The sequence below is a fragment of the Fundicoccus sp. Sow4_H7 genome (genome assembly GCF_052115865.1).
Lineage (GTDB): Bacteria > Bacillota > Bacilli > Lactobacillales > Aerococcaceae > Fundicoccus_A.
Genome location: NZ_JBQKME010000012.1, coordinates 1 through 21,171 on the forward strand (window position 1 = coordinate 1; position 21,171 = coordinate 21,171).

The 21,171-nt window shown below is 38.0% G+C and carries 21 protein-coding genes; 7 read left to right on the forward strand and 14 right to left on the reverse strand.

The genetic code is table 11. From position 1 onward, the window contains the following. The 9 genes from ACTQ54_RS10285 to ACTQ54_RS10325 form a co-directional block, all read right to left on the reverse strand. Positions 1-590: sigma-70 family RNA polymerase sigma factor (locus ACTQ54_RS10285; protein WP_441756585.1), on the reverse strand; the 590-nt coding region annotated here is incomplete at its 3' end. 49 nt (positions 591-639) lie between these two features. Continuing rightward, a complete protein-coding gene (locus ACTQ54_RS10290) occupies positions 640-1,179 on the reverse strand; it encodes an NYN domain-containing protein (protein ID WP_441756587.1) in 540 nt (179 codons plus the stop codon). Positions 1,180-1,189: 10 nt separating this feature from the next. Next, complete coding sequence (gene rlmB / locus ACTQ54_RS10295; RefSeq protein ID WP_441756589.1) at positions 1,190-2,038, reverse strand: 23S rRNA (guanosine(2251)-2'-O)-methyltransferase RlmB; 849 nt, start codon at positions 2,036-2,038, stop codon at positions 1,190-1,192. After that, positions 2,022-2,435 (reverse strand): Mini-ribonuclease 3, encoded by a 414-nt coding sequence (locus tag ACTQ54_RS10300; protein ID WP_441756711.1) that lies wholly within the window; start codon positions 2,433-2,435, stop codon positions 2,022-2,024. The genes rlmB and ACTQ54_RS10300 overlap by 17 nt, the downstream gene beginning before the upstream one ends. Continuing rightward, the gene (gene cysS, locus ACTQ54_RS10305; protein WP_441756591.1) at positions 2,435-3,862 is read right to left on the reverse strand and encodes a cysteine--tRNA ligase; all 1,428 of its coding nucleotides are present in this window, start codon (positions 3,860-3,862) and stop codon (positions 2,435-2,437) included. The genes ACTQ54_RS10300 and cysS overlap by 1 nt, the downstream gene beginning before the upstream one ends. Before the next feature lie 113 nt (positions 3,863-3,975). Beyond that, the gene (gltX, locus tag ACTQ54_RS10310; RefSeq protein WP_441756593.1) at positions 3,976-5,460 is read right to left on the reverse strand and encodes a glutamate--tRNA ligase; all 1,485 of its coding nucleotides are present in this window, start codon (positions 5,458-5,460) and stop codon (positions 3,976-3,978) included. A gap of 30 nt (positions 5,461-5,490) precedes the next feature. Continuing rightward, positions 5,491-6,615, reverse strand: a complete 1,125-nt coding sequence (locus ACTQ54_RS10315; RefSeq protein WP_441756595.1) for a PIN/TRAM domain-containing protein — start codon at positions 6,613-6,615, stop codon at positions 5,491-5,493. A gap of 79 nt (positions 6,616-6,694) precedes the next feature. Next, on the reverse strand, positions 6,695-8,077 hold the full coding sequence (gene radA / locus ACTQ54_RS10320) for a DNA repair protein RadA (RefSeq protein WP_441756596.1): 1,383 nt from the start codon (positions 8,075-8,077) through the stop codon (positions 6,695-6,697). A 29-nt stretch (positions 8,078-8,106) separates the two neighbouring features. Then, positions 8,107-8,628, reverse strand: a complete 522-nt coding sequence (locus tag ACTQ54_RS10325; protein WP_441756598.1) for a dUTP diphosphatase — start codon at positions 8,626-8,628, stop codon at positions 8,107-8,109. 187 nt (positions 8,629-8,815) lie between these two features. Here ACTQ54_RS10325 and ACTQ54_RS10330 point away from each other — a divergent pair, with 187 nt between their 5' ends. The 3 genes from ACTQ54_RS10330 to ACTQ54_RS10340 all read left to right on the forward strand — a co-directional run bounded on the left by ACTQ54_RS10330 (position 8,816) and on the right by ACTQ54_RS10340 (position 11,250). Continuing rightward, a complete protein-coding gene (locus ACTQ54_RS10330) occupies positions 8,816-9,976 on the forward strand; it encodes an ABC transporter ATP-binding protein (protein WP_441756600.1) in 1,161 nt (386 codons plus the stop codon). A gap of 96 nt (positions 9,977-10,072) precedes the next feature. Then, on the forward strand, positions 10,073-10,942 hold the full coding sequence (locus ACTQ54_RS10335; RefSeq protein ID WP_441756602.1) for an acetamidase/formamidase family protein: 870 nt from the start codon (positions 10,073-10,075) through the stop codon (positions 10,940-10,942). A 62-nt stretch (positions 10,943-11,004) separates the two neighbouring features. Continuing rightward, positions 11,005-11,250, forward strand: a complete 246-nt coding sequence (locus ACTQ54_RS10340; protein WP_441756604.1) for an FAD-dependent monooxygenase — start codon at positions 11,005-11,007, stop codon at positions 11,248-11,250. A gap of 626 nt (positions 11,251-11,876) precedes the next feature. On the opposite strand, the gene ACTQ54_RS10345 is transcribed toward ACTQ54_RS10340, so the two are convergent. From ACTQ54_RS10345 to ACTQ54_RS10360, 4 genes are all read right to left on the reverse strand, one after another. Continuing rightward, a complete protein-coding gene (locus ACTQ54_RS10345; protein WP_441756606.1) occupies positions 11,877-13,340 on the reverse strand; it encodes an alpha-amylase in 1,464 nt (487 codons plus the stop codon). A gap of 113 nt (positions 13,341-13,453) precedes the next feature. Then, positions 13,454-14,791, reverse strand: coding sequence for a type I glutamate--ammonia ligase (gene glnA / locus ACTQ54_RS10350; RefSeq protein ID WP_441756608.1), 1,338 nt, complete (start codon positions 14,789-14,791; stop codon positions 13,454-13,456). Positions 14,792-14,815: 24 nt separating this feature from the next. Further along, the gene (locus tag ACTQ54_RS10355; RefSeq protein ID WP_441756609.1) at positions 14,816-15,154 is read right to left on the reverse strand and encodes a MerR family transcriptional regulator; all 339 of its coding nucleotides are present in this window, start codon (positions 15,152-15,154) and stop codon (positions 14,816-14,818) included. Between the two features lie 272 nt (positions 15,155-15,426). Further along, entirely contained in the window at positions 15,427-15,912 is a 486-nt protein-coding gene (locus ACTQ54_RS10360) for a DUF1275 family protein (RefSeq protein ID WP_441756611.1), read from the reverse strand. Positions 15,913-16,051: 139 nt separating this feature from the next. Here ACTQ54_RS10360 and ACTQ54_RS10365 point away from each other — a divergent pair, with 139 nt between their 5' ends. From ACTQ54_RS10365 to ACTQ54_RS10380, 4 genes are all read left to right on the forward strand, one after another. Continuing rightward, positions 16,052-16,201 (forward strand): hypothetical protein, encoded by a 150-nt coding sequence (locus tag ACTQ54_RS10365; RefSeq protein WP_441756613.1) that lies wholly within the window; start codon positions 16,052-16,054, stop codon positions 16,199-16,201. Positions 16,202-16,537: 336 nt separating this feature from the next. Then, positions 16,538-17,488 carry a C39 family peptidase gene (locus ACTQ54_RS10370; protein ID WP_441756615.1) on the forward strand — a complete coding sequence of 317 codons (951 nt, stop codon included), beginning with the start codon at positions 16,538-16,540 and terminating at the stop codon, positions 17,486-17,488. 19 nt (positions 17,489-17,507) lie between these two features. Continuing rightward, a complete protein-coding gene (locus ACTQ54_RS10375) occupies positions 17,508-18,392 on the forward strand; it encodes a cation diffusion facilitator family transporter (RefSeq protein WP_441756617.1) in 885 nt (294 codons plus the stop codon). A 27-nt stretch (positions 18,393-18,419) separates the two neighbouring features. Further along, a complete protein-coding gene (locus tag ACTQ54_RS10380) occupies positions 18,420-19,712 on the forward strand; it encodes an adenylosuccinate synthase (RefSeq protein WP_441756619.1) in 1,293 nt (430 codons plus the stop codon). Positions 19,713-19,770: 58 nt separating this feature from the next. Here ACTQ54_RS10380 and dnaB read toward each other — a convergent pair whose 3' ends face one another. After that, positions 19,771-21,150 carry a replicative DNA helicase gene (dnaB, locus tag ACTQ54_RS10385; RefSeq protein WP_441756621.1) on the reverse strand — a complete coding sequence of 460 codons (1,380 nt, stop codon included), beginning with the start codon at positions 21,148-21,150 and terminating at the stop codon, positions 19,771-19,773. Positions 21,151-21,171: the final 21 nt, after the last annotated feature.

Sequence of the window (21,171 nt, forward strand, 5' to 3'; positions counted from 1 at the left end):
TTCCTACGTAAACGATCAAAGGTATTTTGAACTTGATCCATTCGGATGTTAGTCATTAGAGAGATATCCTCGTTAGAATAATTTTCTAAAAAAAGATATAAAATTGTTCTTTCCAATGTAGACAAATTTTCTAAATAGTAACTTGATTTTTCGCGAATCTCAAAGAGTTTATAGGGCATAAGAAAGTATTTGTTTTCAATGATATTTAATCCATCAATATCAGCTGAAGTATCATTGTTCTTGCTTAAAGTATGATAACCACTGAATCCTACTATATTGAGATTATTTTCTTTATCTAGACTATAACTTTCACGTAACAAATTGATGACTTGATTACGGTATACCTTTTGGATAAAAGAAGATAAATAAGGTGTTTTATCAGGATCATATGAATCAATGACTTTTAATAATGTAATCCGTCCTTCTTGCAAAAAATCATCGGTATCAAAAAAGGGAATATAAAATAAAGTGCTATATTTTAAAAACAATGGCTTATAACATAAAAATAGTTCCTCAAAAACATCTGGATCGAATGACTTTTGTAACTGTAACACTAACTTCTCATTTGACCTTCTAGCCTCTTCCAACAAGTCGTCACTCCTCTTCACCGATGTAAAGAGAGAGGGCTGTTATGGTTACTTATTCTTCCCCCGAAAATTCATCCAAATACCGTCTGAATGCTTCAAGTTGTTCTAACTGATCGAGTTCCCATGGGCTGCGGCGTCTAATGGTCGCATTGTGATGGCTTTTGATTTCTTGTCGGATTTGTTTTTTAGCATAATCAATCTCCAGCTTTAATTCCGCTGCCGATTGGCGTAAGGCGCCTCTTTGAAAAATCAACCATTGTTCTGCCAAATCACTGGTGGCGACGATGACGCGCGTGATGGGATTAATATAGCGACTGACTTCGCGTTCGATATAACTATCCGCCGTCTCTCCTTCTTTAGTGAAAACAACTTGGATTTCATATTCTTCAAAAGTACTGGTAATACCCGGAACGAATTGAGCATCAAAAACAACGATCACATCGATTTTACGATATTTACGGTAGTTGGATAGTTCAAATAAGAGTAAGTCCCGGGCTTCTTGTATTTCATCGCGATTCTTTAAGGCAACCAATTCTGGCCATGACCCAATCATATTATAGCCATCCACAATCAGCATATCTTTGCGTCTCATACGACAAACCTCACTTCTTAGAAGGAAGATCGATCCGTGATCGAGCGACCTCATACATCACGACAGCCGCTGCGACACTGGCATTAAGACTTTGGATTTTACCGACCATTGGAATGGTGACTGTTCCGTCAGATTTGGCAATGATATTCGGCGATACGCCTTGGCCTTCATTACCGATAATGATAGCGATTGGTCCTTGTGTTGACCATTGACGCATGTCTTCACCATCCATCGTCGTCGCAAAAATCCAGATGCCACGTTCTTTTAATTGATCCATGGTCTGACTTAAGTTGGTCACACGGATAATTGGAACGCGTTCAATGGCTCCGGCTGAGGTTTTAGCGACCACAGCGGTTAAACCGACGGCACGGCGTTTTGGAATAATAATCCCGTGAGCTCCTGTAGCATCCGCCGTCCGAATAATTGACCCTAAGTTATGCGGATCTTCAATCCCATCTAAAATAATAAAGAAGGGATCCTCATTGCGGCTTTCTGCCAAGGCGAAACCATCTTCTAAATCAGAATATGGAATTGGCGACATGGAGATGACAACCCCTTGATGGTTGGCACCATTGGTCATATCATCCAATTTACTTTTAGGTACTTCTTGATAGACAATCTTTTGCTGTTTCACTAAATCCAGTATATCGCTGATGCCTTTTCCGGCTATCCCCGCTTGTAAAAAAACTTTATTTATTGGTTTTTTTTCTTCTAAAATACTCAAAACAGCATGTTTTCCATAATAAAACTCATTATTTTGTTCTGTATCCTCATTATTTTGCGGTGTTTGCGATCGTTTTGTTGATTTTCCGTTATTTTTTCCCTTAAAATTTCTTCCACGATTAGGCTTTTGGCTCATTTTGTCCCCTCCTTTCGATGCGGTCTATCGCATCTTGCATTAATACAGTTAATCGTTCTTCTTGTTGGCTTAAATAGAGCCAGCCAATTAAGGCTTCAAAGCCTGTCGCTTGGCGGTAATCTTGAATACTGGCATTTTTTGCCTTAGTATTCGCCTTATGGTTTCGCCCACGCCGATACATATCAATTTCTTCAGCGGATAAAAAGTCATCTTCAGCAATCCAAGCTTGCATAGCATAGGCTTGGCCAGCTGCTTCCACATATTTAATGGCTGACCGGTGTAGCCGATTCGGATGGGTCTTGCCACTTTTTAAGACATAGGTACGGACAAATTGTTCATAAACCGCGTCTCCCATATAGGCTAAGGCAGCCCCGTTGAGTAGTTCTGGATTCATCATCATTCATCCACTCGTTTCCATTGTGTCCCCTGAGGGGTATCATCGAGAATGATACCCTTTTGCTTCAATTCATCCCGGATTTCATCTGCGCGTGCAAAGTTTCGGTCTTTCCGCGCTTGATTACGTTCATCAATTAAGGCTTGGATATCTTCTTCCACCACATCTTCAACATCCAAATCTAAGCCAAAAATCCCCAACAATTCAACAAAAGTTGTTTTAATCGCATTTAAGCTGGTTTGGCTGACTTCCAGTTGTTCCAAGTAGATATTTATTTGTTTGACCAATTCAAAGATGACTGTTAGGGCATTGCCGACTTGGAAATCGTCATCCATTGTTGTTGTAAATCCAGCCACCGCTTGGTCTAACATGGCTTGAACTTGGTCATCGCTAGCTTGTGTGACTGCATTTTCTTGGCCTAAGCGATAATTTAGCTTACGCACCACTTCACTTAAACGGGCTACTTGGTGTTTGGCATCATTTAAAGCCGTCTCATCATAGCGGAGCGGACGGCGGTAATGAACACTCGTTAACAGGTAACGCACCACCATCGGATCGACTTCTTTCAACAAATCACGCAATAAGATAAAGTTTCCTAAAGACTTACTCATCTTATCGCCAGCGTCCCCAAAGGTCACAAACCCATTATGCATCCAATAGTTGGCAAAGGTATGGCCGGTATGACTTTCCGACTGGGCAATTTCATTTTCATGGTGGGGGAATTCTAAGTCTTGACCTCCAGCATGAATATCAATGGTAGCCCCTAAATATTTGGTCGCCATCACCGAACATTCGATATGCCAGCCTGGGCGCCCAGTGCCCCACGGTGACACCCAACTCACTTCATCCTCCGATTTGACCGCCTTCCATAAAGCAAAATCAATCGGACTTTCCTTGCGGTCACTCAAATCATCTTCTAGGCGTCCACTGGCCCCATGCAACAATTCATCCAACGACTTATTTGACAATTTACCATAATCTTCAAATTTTTCCGTCCGAAAATAAATATCACCAGCACTCTCGTAGGCAAAGCCTTTATCAACAAGATCGCTAATAAATTCAATAATATCCGGAATATTTTCCATCACACGCGGATTTTTGGTTGCTTGCTTCACATTCAATTGGCTGGTATCTTCGTAAAAAGCCTGAATATATTTATTAGCAATTTCTTCAGCAGAAACGCCTTCTTCATTGGCTGCTTTTATAATTTTGTCATCGACATCCGTAAAGTTACTGATGTAGTTCACATGGTAACCACGGTATTCTAAATAACGTCGAATCGTATCAAACGCAACCGTCGAACGAGCATTCCCAATATGAATATAGTTGTAAACAGTCGGTCCGCATAGGTAAAAGGAAATGTGATCTTCTACTAAAGGTACAAAAACTTCTTTAGACCGACTTAGGGTATTATATATTTGCAACGGCATAAGTTGCCTCCTTTAAAAAACTAATTTGTTACTATTATAGGCTAAAAAAGAGTAAAAAAGTAGCTTTCTCCATTGGATAAGAGAAACCTACTCTTTTAGCAGTGATATTTATTTTAGGCTTGAGTCATTTGGTTTTTAACTTGTTCGATGTGGTTTAGAGCTTTTTCTTTGCCTAACACTTCGATCAGGTTTGGTAGCTCTGGACCGTGCATTTGCCCGCTGACAGCGATACGGATTGGCATGAAGAGGTTGCGGCCTTTAATGCCGGTCTCTTTTTGAATTTCTTTAGTCAATGGCTTGATGTTTTCAGCTACAAATTCTTCATCGCTTAAGGCTTCCAATTTGGCTTGCATGGCTTCGACAACGGTTATAGCTGTGTCAGCTGCCATGACTTCACGGCTATCGTCGTCTAAATGAATTTCACTCACAAAGAAGACTTCAGACAGTTGAACGATTTCAGCTCCGTAAGACATTTGATCGTGGTAAAGGCTCACTAACTTACGTACCCAAGTTAATTCAGCTTCTGTTGGTTCTTGACTAACTTTTTCAGCTAAAATAAGGTGGGGTATGGCTAATTCAACCACCGTATCTAAGTCTGCTTTCTTCATGTAAGTGTTGTTGATCCACTCTAATTTTTTGCTGTCAAAAGCGGCCGGTGAAGTTGATAAGCGGTCAGCATCGAAAATTTCAATCAATTCTTCACGGTTATAAATTTCTTCCTCACCTTTTGGTGACCAACCTAAGAGTGAAATAAAGTTAAACATAGCCTCAGGTAGGTAACCTAAGTTACGATATTGTTCAATGAATTGAATATAAGACGAGTCACGCTTACTTAATTTTTTATTGGTTTCTGGGCTGACGATTAAGGTCATATGGCCAAATGTTGGAATATCCCACCCAAAGGCATCGTAAACCATCATTTGTTTCGGTGTATTGGCAATATGGTCGTCTCCACGTAGGACATGGGTGATTTCCATTAAATGGTCATCAACGGCTACGGCAAAATTATAGGTTGGCATGCCATCACGTTTTAAGATCACCCAGTCACCAGAAATACTTTGAGATTCAAACGTAATTTTACCTTTTACCATATCTTCAAACACATAAGTTAGATCTTGAGGGACACGAATACGAACGACCGGTTCGCGACCTTCAGCTATAAAAGCTGCTTCTTCTTCAGCGGTTAAATTGGCATGTTGACCGCCATAGTGTGGCATTTCCCCACGCGCTCTTTGAGCTTCACGTTCTGTTTCTAACTCTTCTTCCGTCATATAGCAGCGGTAAGCCTTGTCTTCTTCTAATAATTGATCGATAAGAGGACGATAGATATGTAAACGCTCAGATTGTCGATAAGGGCCAAATTCGCCTGGTTTATCTGCAGCCTCATCCCAATCAATTCCTAACCAAGCTAAATTAGCAAATTGACTTTCTTCACCATGCTCTAAATTTCTTTTTAAGTCGGTATCTTCGGTACGGATAATAAAACTCCCACCTTGGCTTCTCGCAAATAAATAATTAAATAAAGCCGTACGAGCATTTCCTATATGTAATTCCCCAGTTGGGCTCGGTGCATATCTGACTCTGACTGTTTCACTCATTAATAAATCTCCTTTATCTTCCCTAAATAATTATTCTACTACCATTTGATCTTCATAACCACGGCTTGTTTCCTCAACAGGACGGGCAAAAATCATCCGTCCGGCCGCCGTTTGTAATGCGCTTGTTACCACAACATTAATCCATTCATTCATATGGTATTGACCATCTTCCACGACAATCATTGTCCCATCTTCTAAATAAGCTACCCCTTGCTTACGCTCCGTACCCGGTTTAATCACTTGAATCGTCAACTCTTCACCAGGTATCACGACCGGCTTAATCGAATTGGCCAATTCATTAATATTAAATACCCGTACATTTTGGAATTCACAGACTTTATTTAAATTATAGTCATTCGTGACAATGGCTGCATCAAGTGTTTTGGCTAATTTAATTAATTGACCATCCACATCGGTTCCTTCTTCTAAAACACCTTCGTAAGATTCGATTGGCATTTGTCCATCTTTTTGCAAAGTATTTAAAATATCTAAGCCGCGTCGACCTTTAGCCCTTTTTAGGCTATCGGAAGAATCAGCGATATATTGCAATTCCTGCAAGACAAAGTTCGGGATAATAATGGTCCCCTCAATGAAATTTGTTTTTATAATATCGGCAATCCGCCCATCTATAATAACACTTGTATCTAATAATTTATATTGTTTAAAATTGACAAAAGATTCATTTTCAACTTGATGTGACAATTTGTTTGCTTTGGGGCTGGCTGGTTGCCGTTGGAAAAACTTTTGCCATTCATCTGAACGTGACATCACCACTTGATAACCAATAACAGCAAGAATAACGGCTAAAATAAGGGGTAAAGTGGATGAAATAAAAGGAATGGATAAATTCGAGAAAGGTAATGAAAATAAATAACCTAATAACAACCCAGCTAAGGCACCTACCACACCCAAAAAGATATTGACAATCGATTGTTGATTAAAGAATGCTATAATCCGTCGAATAAATAAAGAAATATAGGGGGAAGCAAACCATCCGATCAACATAAAAATAAATGCAAAAATAATTCCATTAACAAAAGGATTGACTATGACTGCTTGATTGACATTAATCGCTCGCCAAATATAAGGGCCTACACTAAAACCGAAAGAAAAACCAATAATAAAAGAAAATAGCAATACAAATCGTTTAAACATGTATTCACCTCCTTTAAAAACTAACTATATTGTTATAACTATCTTAATTTAATTTAATTCGCTTAGCAATCCTTAATCATTAAAGTTGAGGAAATATTTTATAAACTGCTTCTTTTATTGTCGCTACTGGAATCACTTGCAGCTGATCCATTTCGTCTAATTGGGCATAATTATTTTTCGGAATAAAGACCCGTTTAAAACCTAATTTTTGAACTTCTTTAATCCGCTCTTTAATTTGGCTCACCCGTCTAATCTCACCGGTTAGACCAATTTCACCGATAAAGCAATCATCAATATTGGTTGGGCGATTCCAATAACTGGAGGCAATACTAATCGCAATCGCTAAGTCAATGGCAGGCTCATCCAATTTAACCCCGCCGGTAATTTTAAAGAAGGCATCTTGATTTTGTAAAAGCAAACCGCAATGTTTCTCCATCACTGCCAATAATAAGGATACCCGCTGATAATCAATTCCGCTTGCCGTCCTTTTGGCATTCCCATATACGGTAGGCGTCATTAAAGACTGTACTTCAGCTAAAATCGTCCGTGTTCCTTCTAAGGCTGCAACTACTGTTGAGCCAACTGCACCTACAATTCGTTCTTCTAAAAACAATTCCGAAGGATTTGAGACTTCTTGCAAGCCAATGTCCATCATTTCAAACACACCGAGCTCATTGGTAGACCCAAAACGGTTTTTAACTGCTCGTAACATACGGAAACGATTATGACGCTCCCCTTCAAAATACAAGACCGTGTCCACCATATGCTCCAACATTCTAGGTCCAGCGATATTGCCTTCTTTAGTCACATGTCCCACAATAAAAATAGCAATCTGATTTTCCTTAGCAATCCGCATTAAAACACTGGTGGCTTGCCGCAATTGCCCTGCTCCACCTGCAACCCCCGTTTGATCCGGCATCTGCATCGTTTGAATCGAATCAATGACCACAATGGTCGGTTCCAAGCGCTGGATTTCACTGGCAACCAGTGTTAAATCCGTTTCAGATAACAAATAAAATACATCCGCTTGCGTCCCTAAGCGACTCGCACGCATTTTGATTTGCGATAAACTTTCTTCTCCCGACACATAGAGGACTTTTTGTGCTTCGGCTAATTGCATTGACACTTGCAGCAATAAAGTAGACTTTCCTATCCCAGGGTCGCCCCCAATTAAAATTAAGGAACCTGGGACCACTCCGCCTCCTAGCACACGGTTGAATTCTTGGAAGGACGTTTCCATTCGTTCTTCATTTTCCATCGCAATTTGATCCAATGTCACAGCCTTTGACGAACCACTCGAACGTGATGTCGTAATTTGAACTGGCGAAGAAACGCTAGCTGTACTTGTGACGAGTTGCTCTTCCATTTGATTCCAAGATCCGCAGTTCGGGCATTTACCAAGCCATTTGGGCGATTCATAACCACACGCCATACATTCATACATTACTTTCTTTCTTGCCACAGATCCTTCTCCTTTTTAAAATAAATATCTCAGTCGGACGAACCAAAACCACCTTGTCGTTCTTCTAAACCACCTTCGTCTTGATCCGTTTTTAGAAATGACATGAAAATGCCTTGCGCAATTCGGTCACCTTTGTTAATTGTTTGGTCTAAAAGACCGAAGTTGATGAGTTGTACATGGATATGCCCTTCATTTTTTGCGTTATTATAATAATCCGCATCAATAATGCCTATCCCATTGGGTAAATTTAAAAAACGTTTTAAAGGATTACTTGACCGGTTCACAATTTGTAAATATTCGTCATCTTGCATATAAGATTTTAAGCCGGTTGGCACCAGTGTAGGTTTTAAAATCTTTTTTGCTTCTTCTTCATTTTTGTTCATGTTGGTTAAATATTTCACTACTTGCTTCCAAAAACTGGGTAAAACAATGGTTTCTGCTGCTTCAATATCATAGCCTGCTGCATGGTAGGTTGCTCTTTTAGGTAAATTGATGTCTGCATCTTGATAGGCAGTGATGACTTCGAATCCTCGTAGACGTTCTGATTTCATAAGGGCCTCTTTCTTTTGTTTTGTCAGTGATATTTATTCGTATGTCTTTTATTATAAGGGTTTATATAGGATAAAACAATTTGTTATACAAATTGCCGAAGGAATTTGTGCAAGCTGTCAATAGAATTGTAAATCGCTTTCAACTATTATTAAGTTATCCTATTAAAAGAGAGAGGAATTTGCAAAAATGGTAGATATTAAATTAGATTCTATTCACAAACAGTACGAAGGTTCTGACTTCTACTCTGTTACAGACTTCACTTTAGACATTAAAGACCGTGAGTTCATCGTTTTCGTTGGACCTTCAGGGTGTGGTAAATCAACAACTTTACGTATGATCGCTGGTTTGGAAGATATTTCTAAAGGTGAATTATACATTGGCGACCGTCTAATGAACGACGTGGCTCCAAAAGACCGTGATATCGCAATGGTTTTCCAAAACTACGCGCTTTACCCACATATGACTGTTTACGATAACATGGCATTCGGTTTGAAACTTAGAAAATACAAAAAAGACGAAATTAAAGCTCGTGTAAACGATGCAGCTGAAATTTTAGGTTTAACACAATACTTAGACCGTAAACCAGCCGCTCTTTCAGGGGGTCAACGTCAACGTGTGGCTCTTGGACGTGCAATCGTTCGTGACGCTAAAGTGTTCTTGATGGATGAGCCTTTATCTAACTTGGATGCGAAACTACGTGTACAAATGCGTGCTGAAATCGCTAAATTACACCAACGTTTAAATACAACAACTATTTACGTAACGCACGACCAAACGGAAGCGATGACCATGGCGTCTCGTATCGTTATCATGAAAGACGGATTTATCCAACAAATCGGTACACCTGCAGAAGTTTATGATTCACCAGTTAATACTTTCGTTGCTGGCTTTATCGGATCACCTGCTGCCAACTTCTTCAATGTTCGTTACAATAACGGTGTAATCACAAACAATGATGGCATTGAATTAAGAGTGAACGAACCACAAAGACGTCTATTAGATGAGCGTGGCTACAATGGTAAAGATATTATCTTTGCGATTCGTCCAGAAGATATCCAAACTGAACAAGTATTCTTAGATACTAACCCTGAAGCAATTGTAAACTCTGAAGTTGTGGTTTCTGAGTTACTAGGTGCTGAAACAATGCTTTACTGTACTGTTGGAACAACTGAATTCATCGCTCGTGTAGATGCACGTGACTACCACAAACCAGGTGACAGAATTGAATTAGGATTCAACATGAACAAAGCACACTTCTTTGACCCACAAACTGAAGAAGTTATCCGCGTTGATGTTGAGCCAGGATCTACCAATACATCAGCAACAAACAATGCTGTAACAGCATAATTGCCCAACAACTAAATAATTCCCATGTAACGACCCACAACTTTCTGTTTGCCAAAAGTTGTGGGCTTTATTGATATCATATTAGGAGGAAAAAACATGAGAATTTCTAGCGATCACATTATTTTTGAAATGAACCAAATAAATACCCCTGCCTTAACCGTCAAAAGTGGTTCGACCGTTGTATTTGAAACACTGGATTGCTTCTCAAATACCGTAAAAAGCGAAGAAGATTTAGTGAGTTCGATTGATTTTAGTCAGGTCAATCCTGCCACAGGCCCTTTATTTGTTGAAGGGGCAGAAATAGGTGATGTTTTAAAAGTGACGATTGATGCCATTAAATTAGCTGACCACGGTGTTATAGTGACAGCGCCAGGTCTCGGTCGTTTAGCTGATCAAGTTCAAGTAGAGGAGACGATTATTTGTCCTGTTTCAGATACGCATGTTGATTTTAAAGGTATCCAAATTCCATTACGAAAAATGATTGGTGTAATTGGTACGGCACCATCAGCTGAAGGGATCAATACTGGAACACCGGATGCTCATGGTGGTAACTTGGATACAACTCGTATTACAGAAGGGGCTAGCTTGTATTTACCTGTCAATGTTGAAGGAGCGCTCCTAGCTCTCGGGGATTTGCATGCAACGATGGGTGACGGCGAGATTATGGGGGCTGGATTAGAAATAGCCGGTGAAGTTACCGTGACAGTAGAGGTCCTAAAAGATTTTACTCTGCCACTTCCATTAGTTGAAACCGATGATTTTTGGGTCACAATAGGTTCGCATCAAGATTTTGAAGAGGCTAGCCAAATCGCTATTAATAATATGGCTAATTTAATTATGGAAAAATCTGATTTAACTTTAATCCAAGCAGGGATGTTAATGTCATTAGTAGGGAATTTAATTAGCTCTCAAGTTGTCAATCCTAATGTCACTTTCCGTATGGAACTTCCAAAAGATGTCTTATAGTTGTCAAATGAACTAAGTAGGTTAAAGGTAAGAGTATAGCTATCAAGAATCGGAGGATGACAATGGAAAAATTTGACACTTTAATTATCGGTTTTGGAAAGGCTGGAAAAACATTAGCAGGCTTCCTAAGTAAAAAGGGTGAGACAGTTGCTGTCATTGACGGCTTTGCTTACTTTATTGATTCCCGTACCTTAACTATCCAACCAACAAAAGCATCAAATCAAAATGGACGAGGAATGCTAACGTACCAGCAAAATGGATCGGAAAATTCGATCACAGCCGATGCGGTCTTAATTTCTGTGAAATGATTAACATTGTGGCTACTGCCGTGAATGCACAATTAGCTTATACCGTCTTACACGATCAAATTTACACCCATCCTACAATGAGTGAAGCATTGAATGACTTGTTTGGGATGATTGATGGGTAAAGGAGCTAGCGATTAGCGAGAGACCTATATTAAGAGGTAAATTTGGGTTCTGACGTGAAAGTATATACAAATTAAAAGTGGCCAGTTTTCAGGTAAATTGCAATTGAAAACTGACCACTATAATTTTGTCAAATTGAAGCGCTTTGAAGAACAGCTGATAGCTTTTTGATTTAGACAGTTGAAGGACTATTTTCTGTCTAATTAGCTGTTAAATAGACAGTTGAAGACCTGACTTTTGTCTATTCAGCTACCAATCTGACAGTTTGTGCCTCGAATTTCGTCTATTCAGCTACCAATCAGACAGTTACAGACCTGACTTTCGTCTATTCAGCTACGAACAGCTATTCCTGTGTATATGTTAACTTAAAACTGAACCACTTTTAAATTACAGCTTCCGCTAGCTACAATACTCACGACGGTTCCACTATCATCTAAAAGTCCAGCTTTTCGAAGTAACAATAATACTCTATTAATTTTCCAAAACACTGACTGATTTAATCGAAATTACAACGTACTCTCATCCACATAAGCTGCAATAGATCCCCCGTTAACCGGGAAACTACCTACACCATCTTGATTAATCTCAACACGGTCTTGGCGACCATTTAAATAATCGATGTAAATCTTACCTGCATGTTGATGGCCGACATACATATCTTTCCAACCATCTTCGCCATTAGATAAGACAACAGCTAAGGTATTAGGAAATTCTTCAGTTCCTAAACGCGTAAAACCAATGGTACGTGGATGGTCAAAGTATAATTGTTCGTCTCCATAAGCATAATTTTGACGTAAAAATAAGAGTTGATCAATGACCGTTTGGAAGCTTGCCATCTCAACACCTTCTTGATGTACGCCATAATAATCGCCATAAAATACCGTTGGAAGACCCACTTGACGTAATAAAATAAGCCCATAAGCCAATGGCTTAAACCAATCCTCTACGACCGATTCCAATGATTGACCTCTTTGCGTATCATGATTTTCAACAAAGGTCACCGCATTCCATGGATTCTCACGGATTAATGACCCATCAAAAAGGTTGCGCATATCATAATCTTTACCCATTTTGCTAGCAGTATGAAAGTTCATATGCAAACCAACATCGACAATATCAAATTGATAACCAATATTATCAAGATAGGTGCTTTTAGAATCATAGGATGTATTCCAATACTCACCAAAAACGTAAAAGTCCTCGCCTTTATATTCTTTGACCAGCTGAATAAATTCACGCATAAAATCCGCATCGATATGCTTAATCGCATCTAAACGGAAGCCTTCAATATCGGTACTATCAAGAAACCACTTTGCCCAATCTCTGACATTTTGGCGAACTTCAGGATGGTCAAAATCAATATCTGAGAACATTAAATAATCAAAGTTACCCTTTTCAGTATCGACCGTATCGTCATCAGCCCAACCTTTATTCTCACCTAGAATCATAAACACGCCAGTTTCATTGTTTTTGGCATCAAAATCTATACCAGAAAAATGATACCAATGCCAATTAAAGTCATTGTATTGACCTTGACGCCCTGGGAAAGTGAAATTCGTCCAGGCTTCAATTTCATATGGTTCAGAAATAGGCACTTGACGATTATCCGGATCCATTTTTAACACTTTAAACTTCTCGATATTATCACCATTAGCCTTGTGATTTAAAACCACGTCAGCGAAAGGTTTAATGCCATGATCTTTTAAACTTTGAATTGCTTCTAAGTATTCATCTTTAGTCCCATATTTAGTACGAACTGTTCCATGTTGATCAAATTCACCTAAATCAAAGATATCATAAACGCCATAACCAATGTCACCTGAACTCGTTGCTTTAAAAGCTGGTGGCATCCAAACAGATGTGATTCCAATTTCAGCAAGATGTTGCGCATCATCACGTAATCGTTGCCAATGCTGACCATCATCCGGTAGATACCATTCGAAATATTGCATAACTACGCTATTTACCATTATTATCTCCTTAAAAAAAAACTTACCTAAGTAGCCTTCGGTAAGTTTATCATATCGATTATAGGAAATAATTGCAATAAATTTCCAACTCACAATTATATCAAGTCTTATTCTTAGTATTGCGTAAAGTATTTTTCTAATTCCCACCCAGTAATTTGTTTTTGATAAGAGAAGTATTCATGTGTCTTTTCAGCAATAAAGTTTTGCTCAATATGATCACTTAATGCCTCAGTCATTAAAGGTTCATTTTTTAATTCTTTTAAAGCTTCTCTTAAAGAACCTGGTAAATCGTTAACACCTTCAGCTAAACGTTCTTCACGAGTCATTGAGTAGATGTTGCGATCAACTGCAGGTGGTGGTGTTAATTTATCCTCAATACCTTTAAGACCAGCTGTTAATAACACACTCATGGCTAAATATGGATTAGTTGAAGGATCAACACTACGTACTTCAATACGAGTCGAATTACCACGTGCTGCAGGAATTCTAATTAAAGGTGAACGATTTTTAGATGACCACGCAATATAAACCGGTGCTTCATAACCAGGAACTAACCGTTTGTATGAGTTAACGGTTGGGTTACAAATAGCGGTAAAACTTCTTGCATACTTCATAATCCCACCAATAAAGTACATCGCTGTTTCCGATAATTCGCCTTCACCTTGTGGATCATAGAATGCATTGCCATCTTCATTAAATAATGACAGGTTACAATGCATACCAGAACCATTGATACCAAAAATTGGTTTTGGCATAAATGTTGCATGCAAATTATGACGACGAGCCACTGACTTAACAATTAATTTAAAGGTTTGGATATTATCACAAGCTGTTACAGCATCAGAATATTGCCAATCAATCTCATGTTGTCCAGGAGCAACTTCATGGTGACTTGCTTCAATATCAAAACCAAGCGCTTCTAATTCCAAAACAATATCACGACGACAGTTTTCAGCTAAATCATTTGGCGCTAAATCAAAATAATGACCGTTATCATTTAATTCTTTAGTTGGATTACCTTTTTCATCTAATTTGAATAAGAAGAATTCAGGTTCTGGTCCTAAGTTAAATGAAGTAAAGCCCATATCTTCCATTTTTTTCAAGACACGTTTAAGGTTTGAACGAGGATCCCCTGCGAAAACTTCGCCTTCAGGTGTATAGACATCACAAATCAAACGTGCAACGCGTCCAATATGATTGCCTTCTTCCCAGTTGAAGATTAACCAAGTATCCAAATCAGGTTTTAGATACATATCACTTTCTTCAATTCGCACAAATCCTTCAATTGAGGATCCGTCAAACATCATTTTACCATCTAGCGCCTTAGGTAATTGAGCTATTGGTATTTCTACGTTTTTAATGGTTCCATTTATATCTGAAAACATTAAGCGTATATATCTAACATCTTTATCCTTTGCATCTTGAAGTATTGATTCGTTAGTCCATTTCATACTTTCACCTTCGTTTCTTAAATTTTAAAATCCACCTTGATTCTCAATCTCTTCGCGTAAAATACGTCGAACATCTTGATCCGTCAGTTGTTGTCTTTTTGCTTCCTCTTCATCTCTTTGCGCCTGCATAAACCGTTTCTGAATGCCTTTAAGTGTCGTTCCATCAGCAAGTAAATCACCAATTTCTAATAGACGATCTACATCATTTAAGGAGTAGCGACGTCGATTGGTTGAAGTTCGCTCTGGATGGATCAGCTTAAATTCTTCATAGTAGCGAATTTGCCTTGCAGTCAAACCGGTCAATTCCATCACTGTTCCAATCGGAAATACAGCCAATGAACGTCTGAATTCTTTTTCAGTCATTTTCTCACCCCTAAAATACTTTTTTATTATAAAATGGTAGATTATATACGTCAATGTTTTAATAACATTCCATGTTATATTTTCTAACATCATAAAAGAAGCAATAGACAATTTACAATATTTATTTCGTTAAACTGTCACGAATCGATTCAATCATATCTTCACTAAGAGTAAAAAATAAATACCGCCTAAAAAATCAAATATCGCTGCTACAACTAAAAGACTCTAATTAGTGCACAAATGAATGGCGGAAGCAATACTGGCTTCTAGCATTAAGCAATCACATTCGCCGTATGAAAAGCCACTTTCCATTCATCATTAGACACACCACGAATCATACGACCAACCTCTACCCCAATATCTGTAATTGTTCCTGTAAGGGCTGTTGTTCGAATAACTAGACCACGGTAAAACACAAACATCCCATTTTGAATCCCTAACGTAAGAGCAACATACGTTAAGAAATACCAGTTATTGTAACCCATAAAATTGAATAGCAGTAAAATAAGACCCATCACAATTAGGAAACTTCCATAGTGTAAACGAGGTTGAAAGCGATCTGTCGGAAAAAATACTACTAATAACAGACCCACTAAAAAACTAAATGATATCCACAATAAACAGAACATAGCATCTAAATCACCATCTGCAAACAAAATGGCTGCATTGGTTAAACTTCCAGTATGTCCTGCCAGCATCTGAGCAAATAACAAAATCGTCATAACATTCACATAATCTGCAATAAATCTTAGTAACAAAACCCAATATGATAATTCTTTATTTTATTTTTCATGTTTCAAACAACCATCTCCTTTAAACAGATACACAATGCATGAACATTATAGCAATTAATTGACATTTTATTTTACCACAAAACGGCAGACGCAAGCGGCTATTGTGACTCGGGTAATTGACTTTGGCTACAATATTCAACAAGCCATTGATCAACCGAGATGGTTATATGGTCGGACACGGGGGAGCGAAATTGATTCCTTAAAGCTTGAAGGACTTATTTCTGGACTGGACATTTTGTTGGTAGTGTTATAGGAAATGCGATCGCTCCGTCCAATATTGTGAATGGAGCGAGTACGGCAGAAGTGCCAGATGAAGAGCAATCGCAAATTATGCGTCCTGGATTGATTTACACCTTAATTACCGGTGGTCTGACATCCGTTGTAGCTGTTATTTTGCATTTTTTAACGGCTGATTAGTTTAAAACATTAATAAAGCCATAAGAAGCTGTCAATGAAGTAACGATAAGTCTTCTTATGGCTTTTATGTAACAATTTTATAATTTTAGTTAAGGATACAATTATTTCTCTGTTTTTATTCCTATTTATGTTAGAATGTGAGAAGTAATCTTATTTAAAAGGGGCTTAACATATGCCATCTAATAATAAAATAAATCTAATCGCATCATCCATTTCAATTGTTTTAATTGTTCTAGGAGTCTATTTAATCGTGCGTTTAGGTGACTTAACCTCTCAAAATAACATCATTAATGCAGATAATGCAACAGTGACCAGTAGTTCTAACTTAACAGAAGCTGAAAGTTTAGAATCAGCTACTATCACAAATGAAGAAGTAGAAACTATTGAAGAAGAAGTTGAAGAAGTTAATTTCAACACGGTATTAGCAAATCCAGCTGAAAACCAAGAAGTGAGTAAGCAAATAATCACTAATATTATCAGCGAAGACTATAGCGATAATATTTTACTCGCTCAAGACGATATTCTTTCTGCGATAGAAGAACAAAATCTAGATGCGGAGGAAATGGGTGCTTTGTTCTTACCTGAAAATCCCGCACAAATATCTAGCTTAGAAAACATTAACCAACTTGATGTTCCCTTACTCACACAAAAAGATCCTCAATGGCGCAATCAAAAATACGGTAACGATACAAATGAGTTAATGGGTGATACCGGATGTGCGATATTATCGTTGGCAATGGTCCATCAATATTTATCTGATTCATCCTATACACCGATGGATATTCTTGAATGGAGCCAAGAAAATTATTATGTTGATAATCATGGTACTTCTTGGAATATCTTTGGTGATTTCGCCACTCAATATGGTTATGGTTTTACTAACCATGGTAATCAATTCTATTCTGCTATGGAAGCCGTTCAAAATGGTGATATTGTAGTTGCATCCGTTTTACCAGGTTACTTTACAGATGTGGGCCATATCTTAGTAATTCGTGGTTATCAAGACGGTAAAGTTTATGTCAATGATCCAAATGATGACCCTGATAAAATGTATAGTGTTCAAGGGATTGATGCATCTGTCTTCTTAAGTGAAGGCGTAAACTATTGGTCTTATACAAACTAAAAAGAGGGATAATTAAATAATGTCAACAATGTACCAAAATCGCAATGATTCCAGTAAAGAAGCCTCTAAAGGTTCCTTAGCTGGAATCATTGTTTATTTATTTTTAGCCGTGACTAAAATTTCTTCAGCCAATCTATTCCATTCGTCCACCATGTTAGCCGATGGTTTGAATAACTTAACCGATACGATTTCTTCCATTACGATTTTCGTCGGTCTTTGGCTGGCCAATCGACCTGCTGATAAAAACCACCACTTCGGTCATAACAAATACGAACCCATTGCCAGCTTCCTCATCTCCTTACTAATGTTTATAGTAGGTTATGACATCATTAATTCAGGTGTTCAGCGTTTTAGAACGCAAGAATTTCTGGTTTCCGATGTCACTATTATATGGATTACCTTATTTTCAGCTTTAGTCCTATTCTTAACTTATCTTTATATAAAAAATATCGCTGTCAAGACCAGAAGCATGGGTTTAACTGCAACGGCCAAGGATATGCGCAATGATATTTTAATTAGTTTAAGTACGGTCGTAAGTACTGTTGCCAGTACCAATGGTTATCCTATTGTCGATACGATTATTGCTATTGGAGTCGGAATATTAATTATCAAAGCAGCTATTGAGGTGTTCTTAGAAAGTACCTTTATATTATCCGATGGTTTTGATCAAGAATTACTGAATGAATATCGGATATTTATTTTAAAACATCCAAAAGTCCTTGAAGTTTCCGAAATACGTGGTCGTTTAAGCGGACAAATGGTATACTTAGACGTAACGATTAAAATTGATGGTCATTTATCTGTCACTGAATCTCACCATGTTACAGAAGAGATTGAACAGGTTTTAGCATATAAGTTCAATATTTTTGATGCAGACATTCATGTTGAACCAATCGATGCTTAAAATTATATAAAGTAGAGGAGTTTTTATATGACATCTGTCGTTGTTGTTGGGACACAGTGGGGCGATGAAGGTAAAGGAAAGATAACGGATTTTTTAAGTGAAAATGCTGAAGTTATTGCTCGTTACCAAGGTGGTGACAATGCAGGGCATACAATTGCTTTTGATAACAAAACTTATAAATTGCATCTTATCCCTTCTGGTATTTTTGCTTCCGACAAAATCAGTGTGATTGGTAATGGTGTGGTAATTAACCCTAAATCATTGGTCAAAGAGTTAAATTACTTAAAAGAAGAAGGCATTTCAACTGAAAATTTAAGAATTTCAGACCGTGCACATGTGATTCTTCCTTATCATATTGAATTAGACCGTCTACAAGAAGAAGCTAAAGGCGATAATAAAATTGGTACAACGATAAAAGGGATTGGACCAGCCTATATGGACAAAGCTGCCCGTATTGGTATCCGTATTGCCGATTTATTGGACGAACAAATCTTTGCCGAACGTTTAGAACAAAATATTCGCGATAAAAACGAATTGATTATTAAAGTTTACCAAGGTGAAGCCTTAGATTTTGATAGTATTTTCGAAGAATACTATGCTTATGGGCAAGAAATCGCTAAATATGTGACTGATACGTCGGTTATTTTAAATGATGCCTTAGACCAAGGCAAACGTGTCCTTTTTGAAGGGGCACAAGGGGTAATGTTAGACATCGACCAAGGAACATATCCTTATGTAACTTCTTCAAACCCAGTTGCTGGCGGGGTAACGATTGGTAGTGGTGTTGGGCCTTCAAAAATAAATAAAGTTGTGGGTGTATGTAAAGCTTACACTTCTAGAGTAGGTGATGGACCTTTCCCAACTGAATTATTCGATGAAACTGGTCATCAAATTCGTGAAGTAGGTCGTGAATATGGTACAACAACTGGCCGCCCTCGTCGTGTTGGTTGGTTTGACAGTGTTGTCATGCGCCACTCTAAACGTGTTTCAGGTATTACAAACTTGTCATTAAACAGTATTGATGTGTTAAGTAATTTAGATACCATTAAAATTTGTACCGCTTATCAATTACCAAACGGCGAACTTATTGAACATTATCCTGCAAGCTTAAAAGTTTTAGCATCTTGTACACCTGTTTATGAAGAACTACCAGGTTGGGATGAAGATATTACTTCTGCTAAACGTTTTGAAGATCTTCCTCTAAATGCTCAAAACTATGTGCGTCGTATCCAAGAACTAGTTGGTGTAGGAATTTCAACCTTATCAGTTGGTCCAGACCGCTCTCAAACAATGATCCTAGATTCAATCTGGGCAATCTAACTATAAGTATAAAAAAACCTTTCGTCATATAAAATGATGAAAGGTTTTTCTATGTCTATTAATATCCCGTCGGTTCTGCTGCATAGGATAAACTTGAAAACTTATTGTATTCTTTTTTAAATAACAAATTAACTGTTTCACGTGCTCCACTCCGGTTTTTAGCCAAAATAACTTCAACCGTATTATCCGGTAATTCGTCATCGAAACCTTCGTCTGGATCGTCACCTTCATGTTGATGATAATCTTCACGATATAAGAAAGCAACAATATCCGCATCTTGCTCAATCGATCCCGATTCCCGAATATCACTCAAAATTGGACGTTTGTTTTGACGTTGTTCCAAACCACGAGAAAGTTGAGATAAGGCAATAACTGGAACCGACAGTTCCTTGGCTAGCTTTTTAAGTTGACGTGAAATCTCTGAAACTTCCTGTTGTCTGTTTTCACGACCATTTCCTTCAATTAATTGTAAATAATCAATCACAATAAGACCTAAATCAGGATTTTGTTGTTTTAGACGACGGCATTTCGCACGAATTTCAGAAACTTTAATCCCAGCTGAATCATCAATAAATATCGGTGCATCCTTCAATGTATTAGTCGCAACCGTAAAGCTATTCCATTCGTCATCCGTTAATTGACCTGTTTTTAAATGCGACGCATTAATAATACCTTCAGAACAAATCATCCGGTAGACCAGGTCAATCGCTCCCATTTCTAATGAGAAGACAACGACTGGAACCTTTGATTTGGTTCCGACATTTTGAGCGATATTTAAGGCGAAGGCCGTTTTACCAACGGATGGACGTGCAGCAATAATAATCAATTGATCCGGTTGTAAGCCACTGGTTACCCGGTCTAATTCGATAAATCCAGTAGGTAAACCAACGACGTCACGTTTTTCTTCCGATAGCTTAATGATGTTATCAAAGGCTTCTGATATTAACTTACTCATTGGTATAGGCTCATTACTTTGACTATTTTCACCAATTGAAAGAATCAATTTCTCACTACGGTCAATGATGTTTTCAACATCATCGCCTTCATTATAGGCATCACTTGAAATCTTTTGACTGGCATTGATTAAGCGACGCAAAATAGCTTTTTCTTTTACAATCCGAGCATATTCTTCCACATTATGTGCTGTCGGTGTGTAGTTAGAAATAACAACTAAATATTCACTTCCACCAACATTTTCTAATTCATCATAAGCATCAAGCTGATATATTAATTGAACAATATCAATTGAACCCGTCTTATCATAGACCTTCTCCATCGCATTAAAAATCGTTTGATGGCGTTGTTTATAAAAGTCTTCAGCAATAATAACAGTTTGAACGGCTGCCATTTTTGAATTATCAATCATAAGAGACCCTAAAACTGACATTTCAGCTTCTTCACTAAACGGTAATGTCCGTTCATTTTGATTTATTTCCAAAAATTCACCTTCTTTTTTAAA

Bases quoted from the DNA above. Each gene is read 5' to 3' on its own strand.
- ACTQ54_RS10290 (WP_441756587.1), bottom strand. From the start codon at position 1,179: ATGAGACGCAAAGATATGCTGATTGTGGATGGCTATAATATGATTGGG.
- rlmB (WP_441756589.1), bottom strand. From the start codon at position 2,038: ATGAGCCAAAAGCCTAATCGTGGAAGAAATTTTAAGGGAAAAAATAAC.
- ACTQ54_RS10300 (WP_441756711.1), bottom strand. From the start codon at position 2,435: ATGATGAATCCAGAACTACTCAACGGGGCTGCCTTAGCCTATATGGGA.
- cysS (WP_441756591.1), bottom strand. From the start codon at position 3,862: ATGCCGTTGCAAATATATAATACCCTAAGTCGGTCTAAAGAAGTTTTT.
- gltX (WP_441756593.1), bottom strand. From the start codon at position 5,460: ATGAGTGAAACAGTCAGAGTCAGATATGCACCGAGCCCAACTGGGGAA.
- ACTQ54_RS10315 (WP_441756595.1), bottom strand. From the start codon at position 6,615: ATGTTTAAACGATTTGTATTGCTATTTTCTTTTATTATTGGTTTTTCT.
- ACTQ54_RS10325 (WP_441756598.1), bottom strand. From the start codon at position 8,628: ATGAAATCAGAACGTCTACGAGGATTCGAAGTCATCACTGCCTATCAA.
- ACTQ54_RS10330 (WP_441756600.1), top strand. From the start codon at position 8,816: ATGGTAGATATTAAATTAGATTCTATTCACAAACAGTACGAAGGTTCT.
- ACTQ54_RS10335 (WP_441756602.1), top strand. From the start codon at position 10,073: ATGAGAATTTCTAGCGATCACATTATTTTTGAAATGAACCAAATAAAT.
- ACTQ54_RS10340 (WP_441756604.1), top strand. From the start codon at position 11,005: ATGGAAAAATTTGACACTTTAATTATCGGTTTTGGAAAGGCTGGAAAA.
- ACTQ54_RS10345 (WP_441756606.1), bottom strand. From the start codon at position 13,340: ATGGTAAATAGCGTAGTTATGCAATATTTCGAATGGTATCTACCGGAT.
- glnA (WP_441756608.1), bottom strand. From the start codon at position 14,791: ATGAAATGGACTAACGAATCAATACTTCAAGATGCAAAGGATAAAGAT.
- ACTQ54_RS10355 (WP_441756609.1), bottom strand. From the start codon at position 15,154: ATGACTGAAAAAGAATTCAGACGTTCATTGGCTGTATTTCCGATTGGA.
- ACTQ54_RS10370 (WP_441756615.1), top strand. From the start codon at position 16,538: ATGCCATCTAATAATAAAATAAATCTAATCGCATCATCCATTTCAATT.
- ACTQ54_RS10375 (WP_441756617.1), top strand. From the start codon at position 17,508: ATGTCAACAATGTACCAAAATCGCAATGATTCCAGTAAAGAAGCCTCT.
- ACTQ54_RS10380 (WP_441756619.1), top strand. From the start codon at position 18,420: ATGACATCTGTCGTTGTTGTTGGGACACAGTGGGGCGATGAAGGTAAA.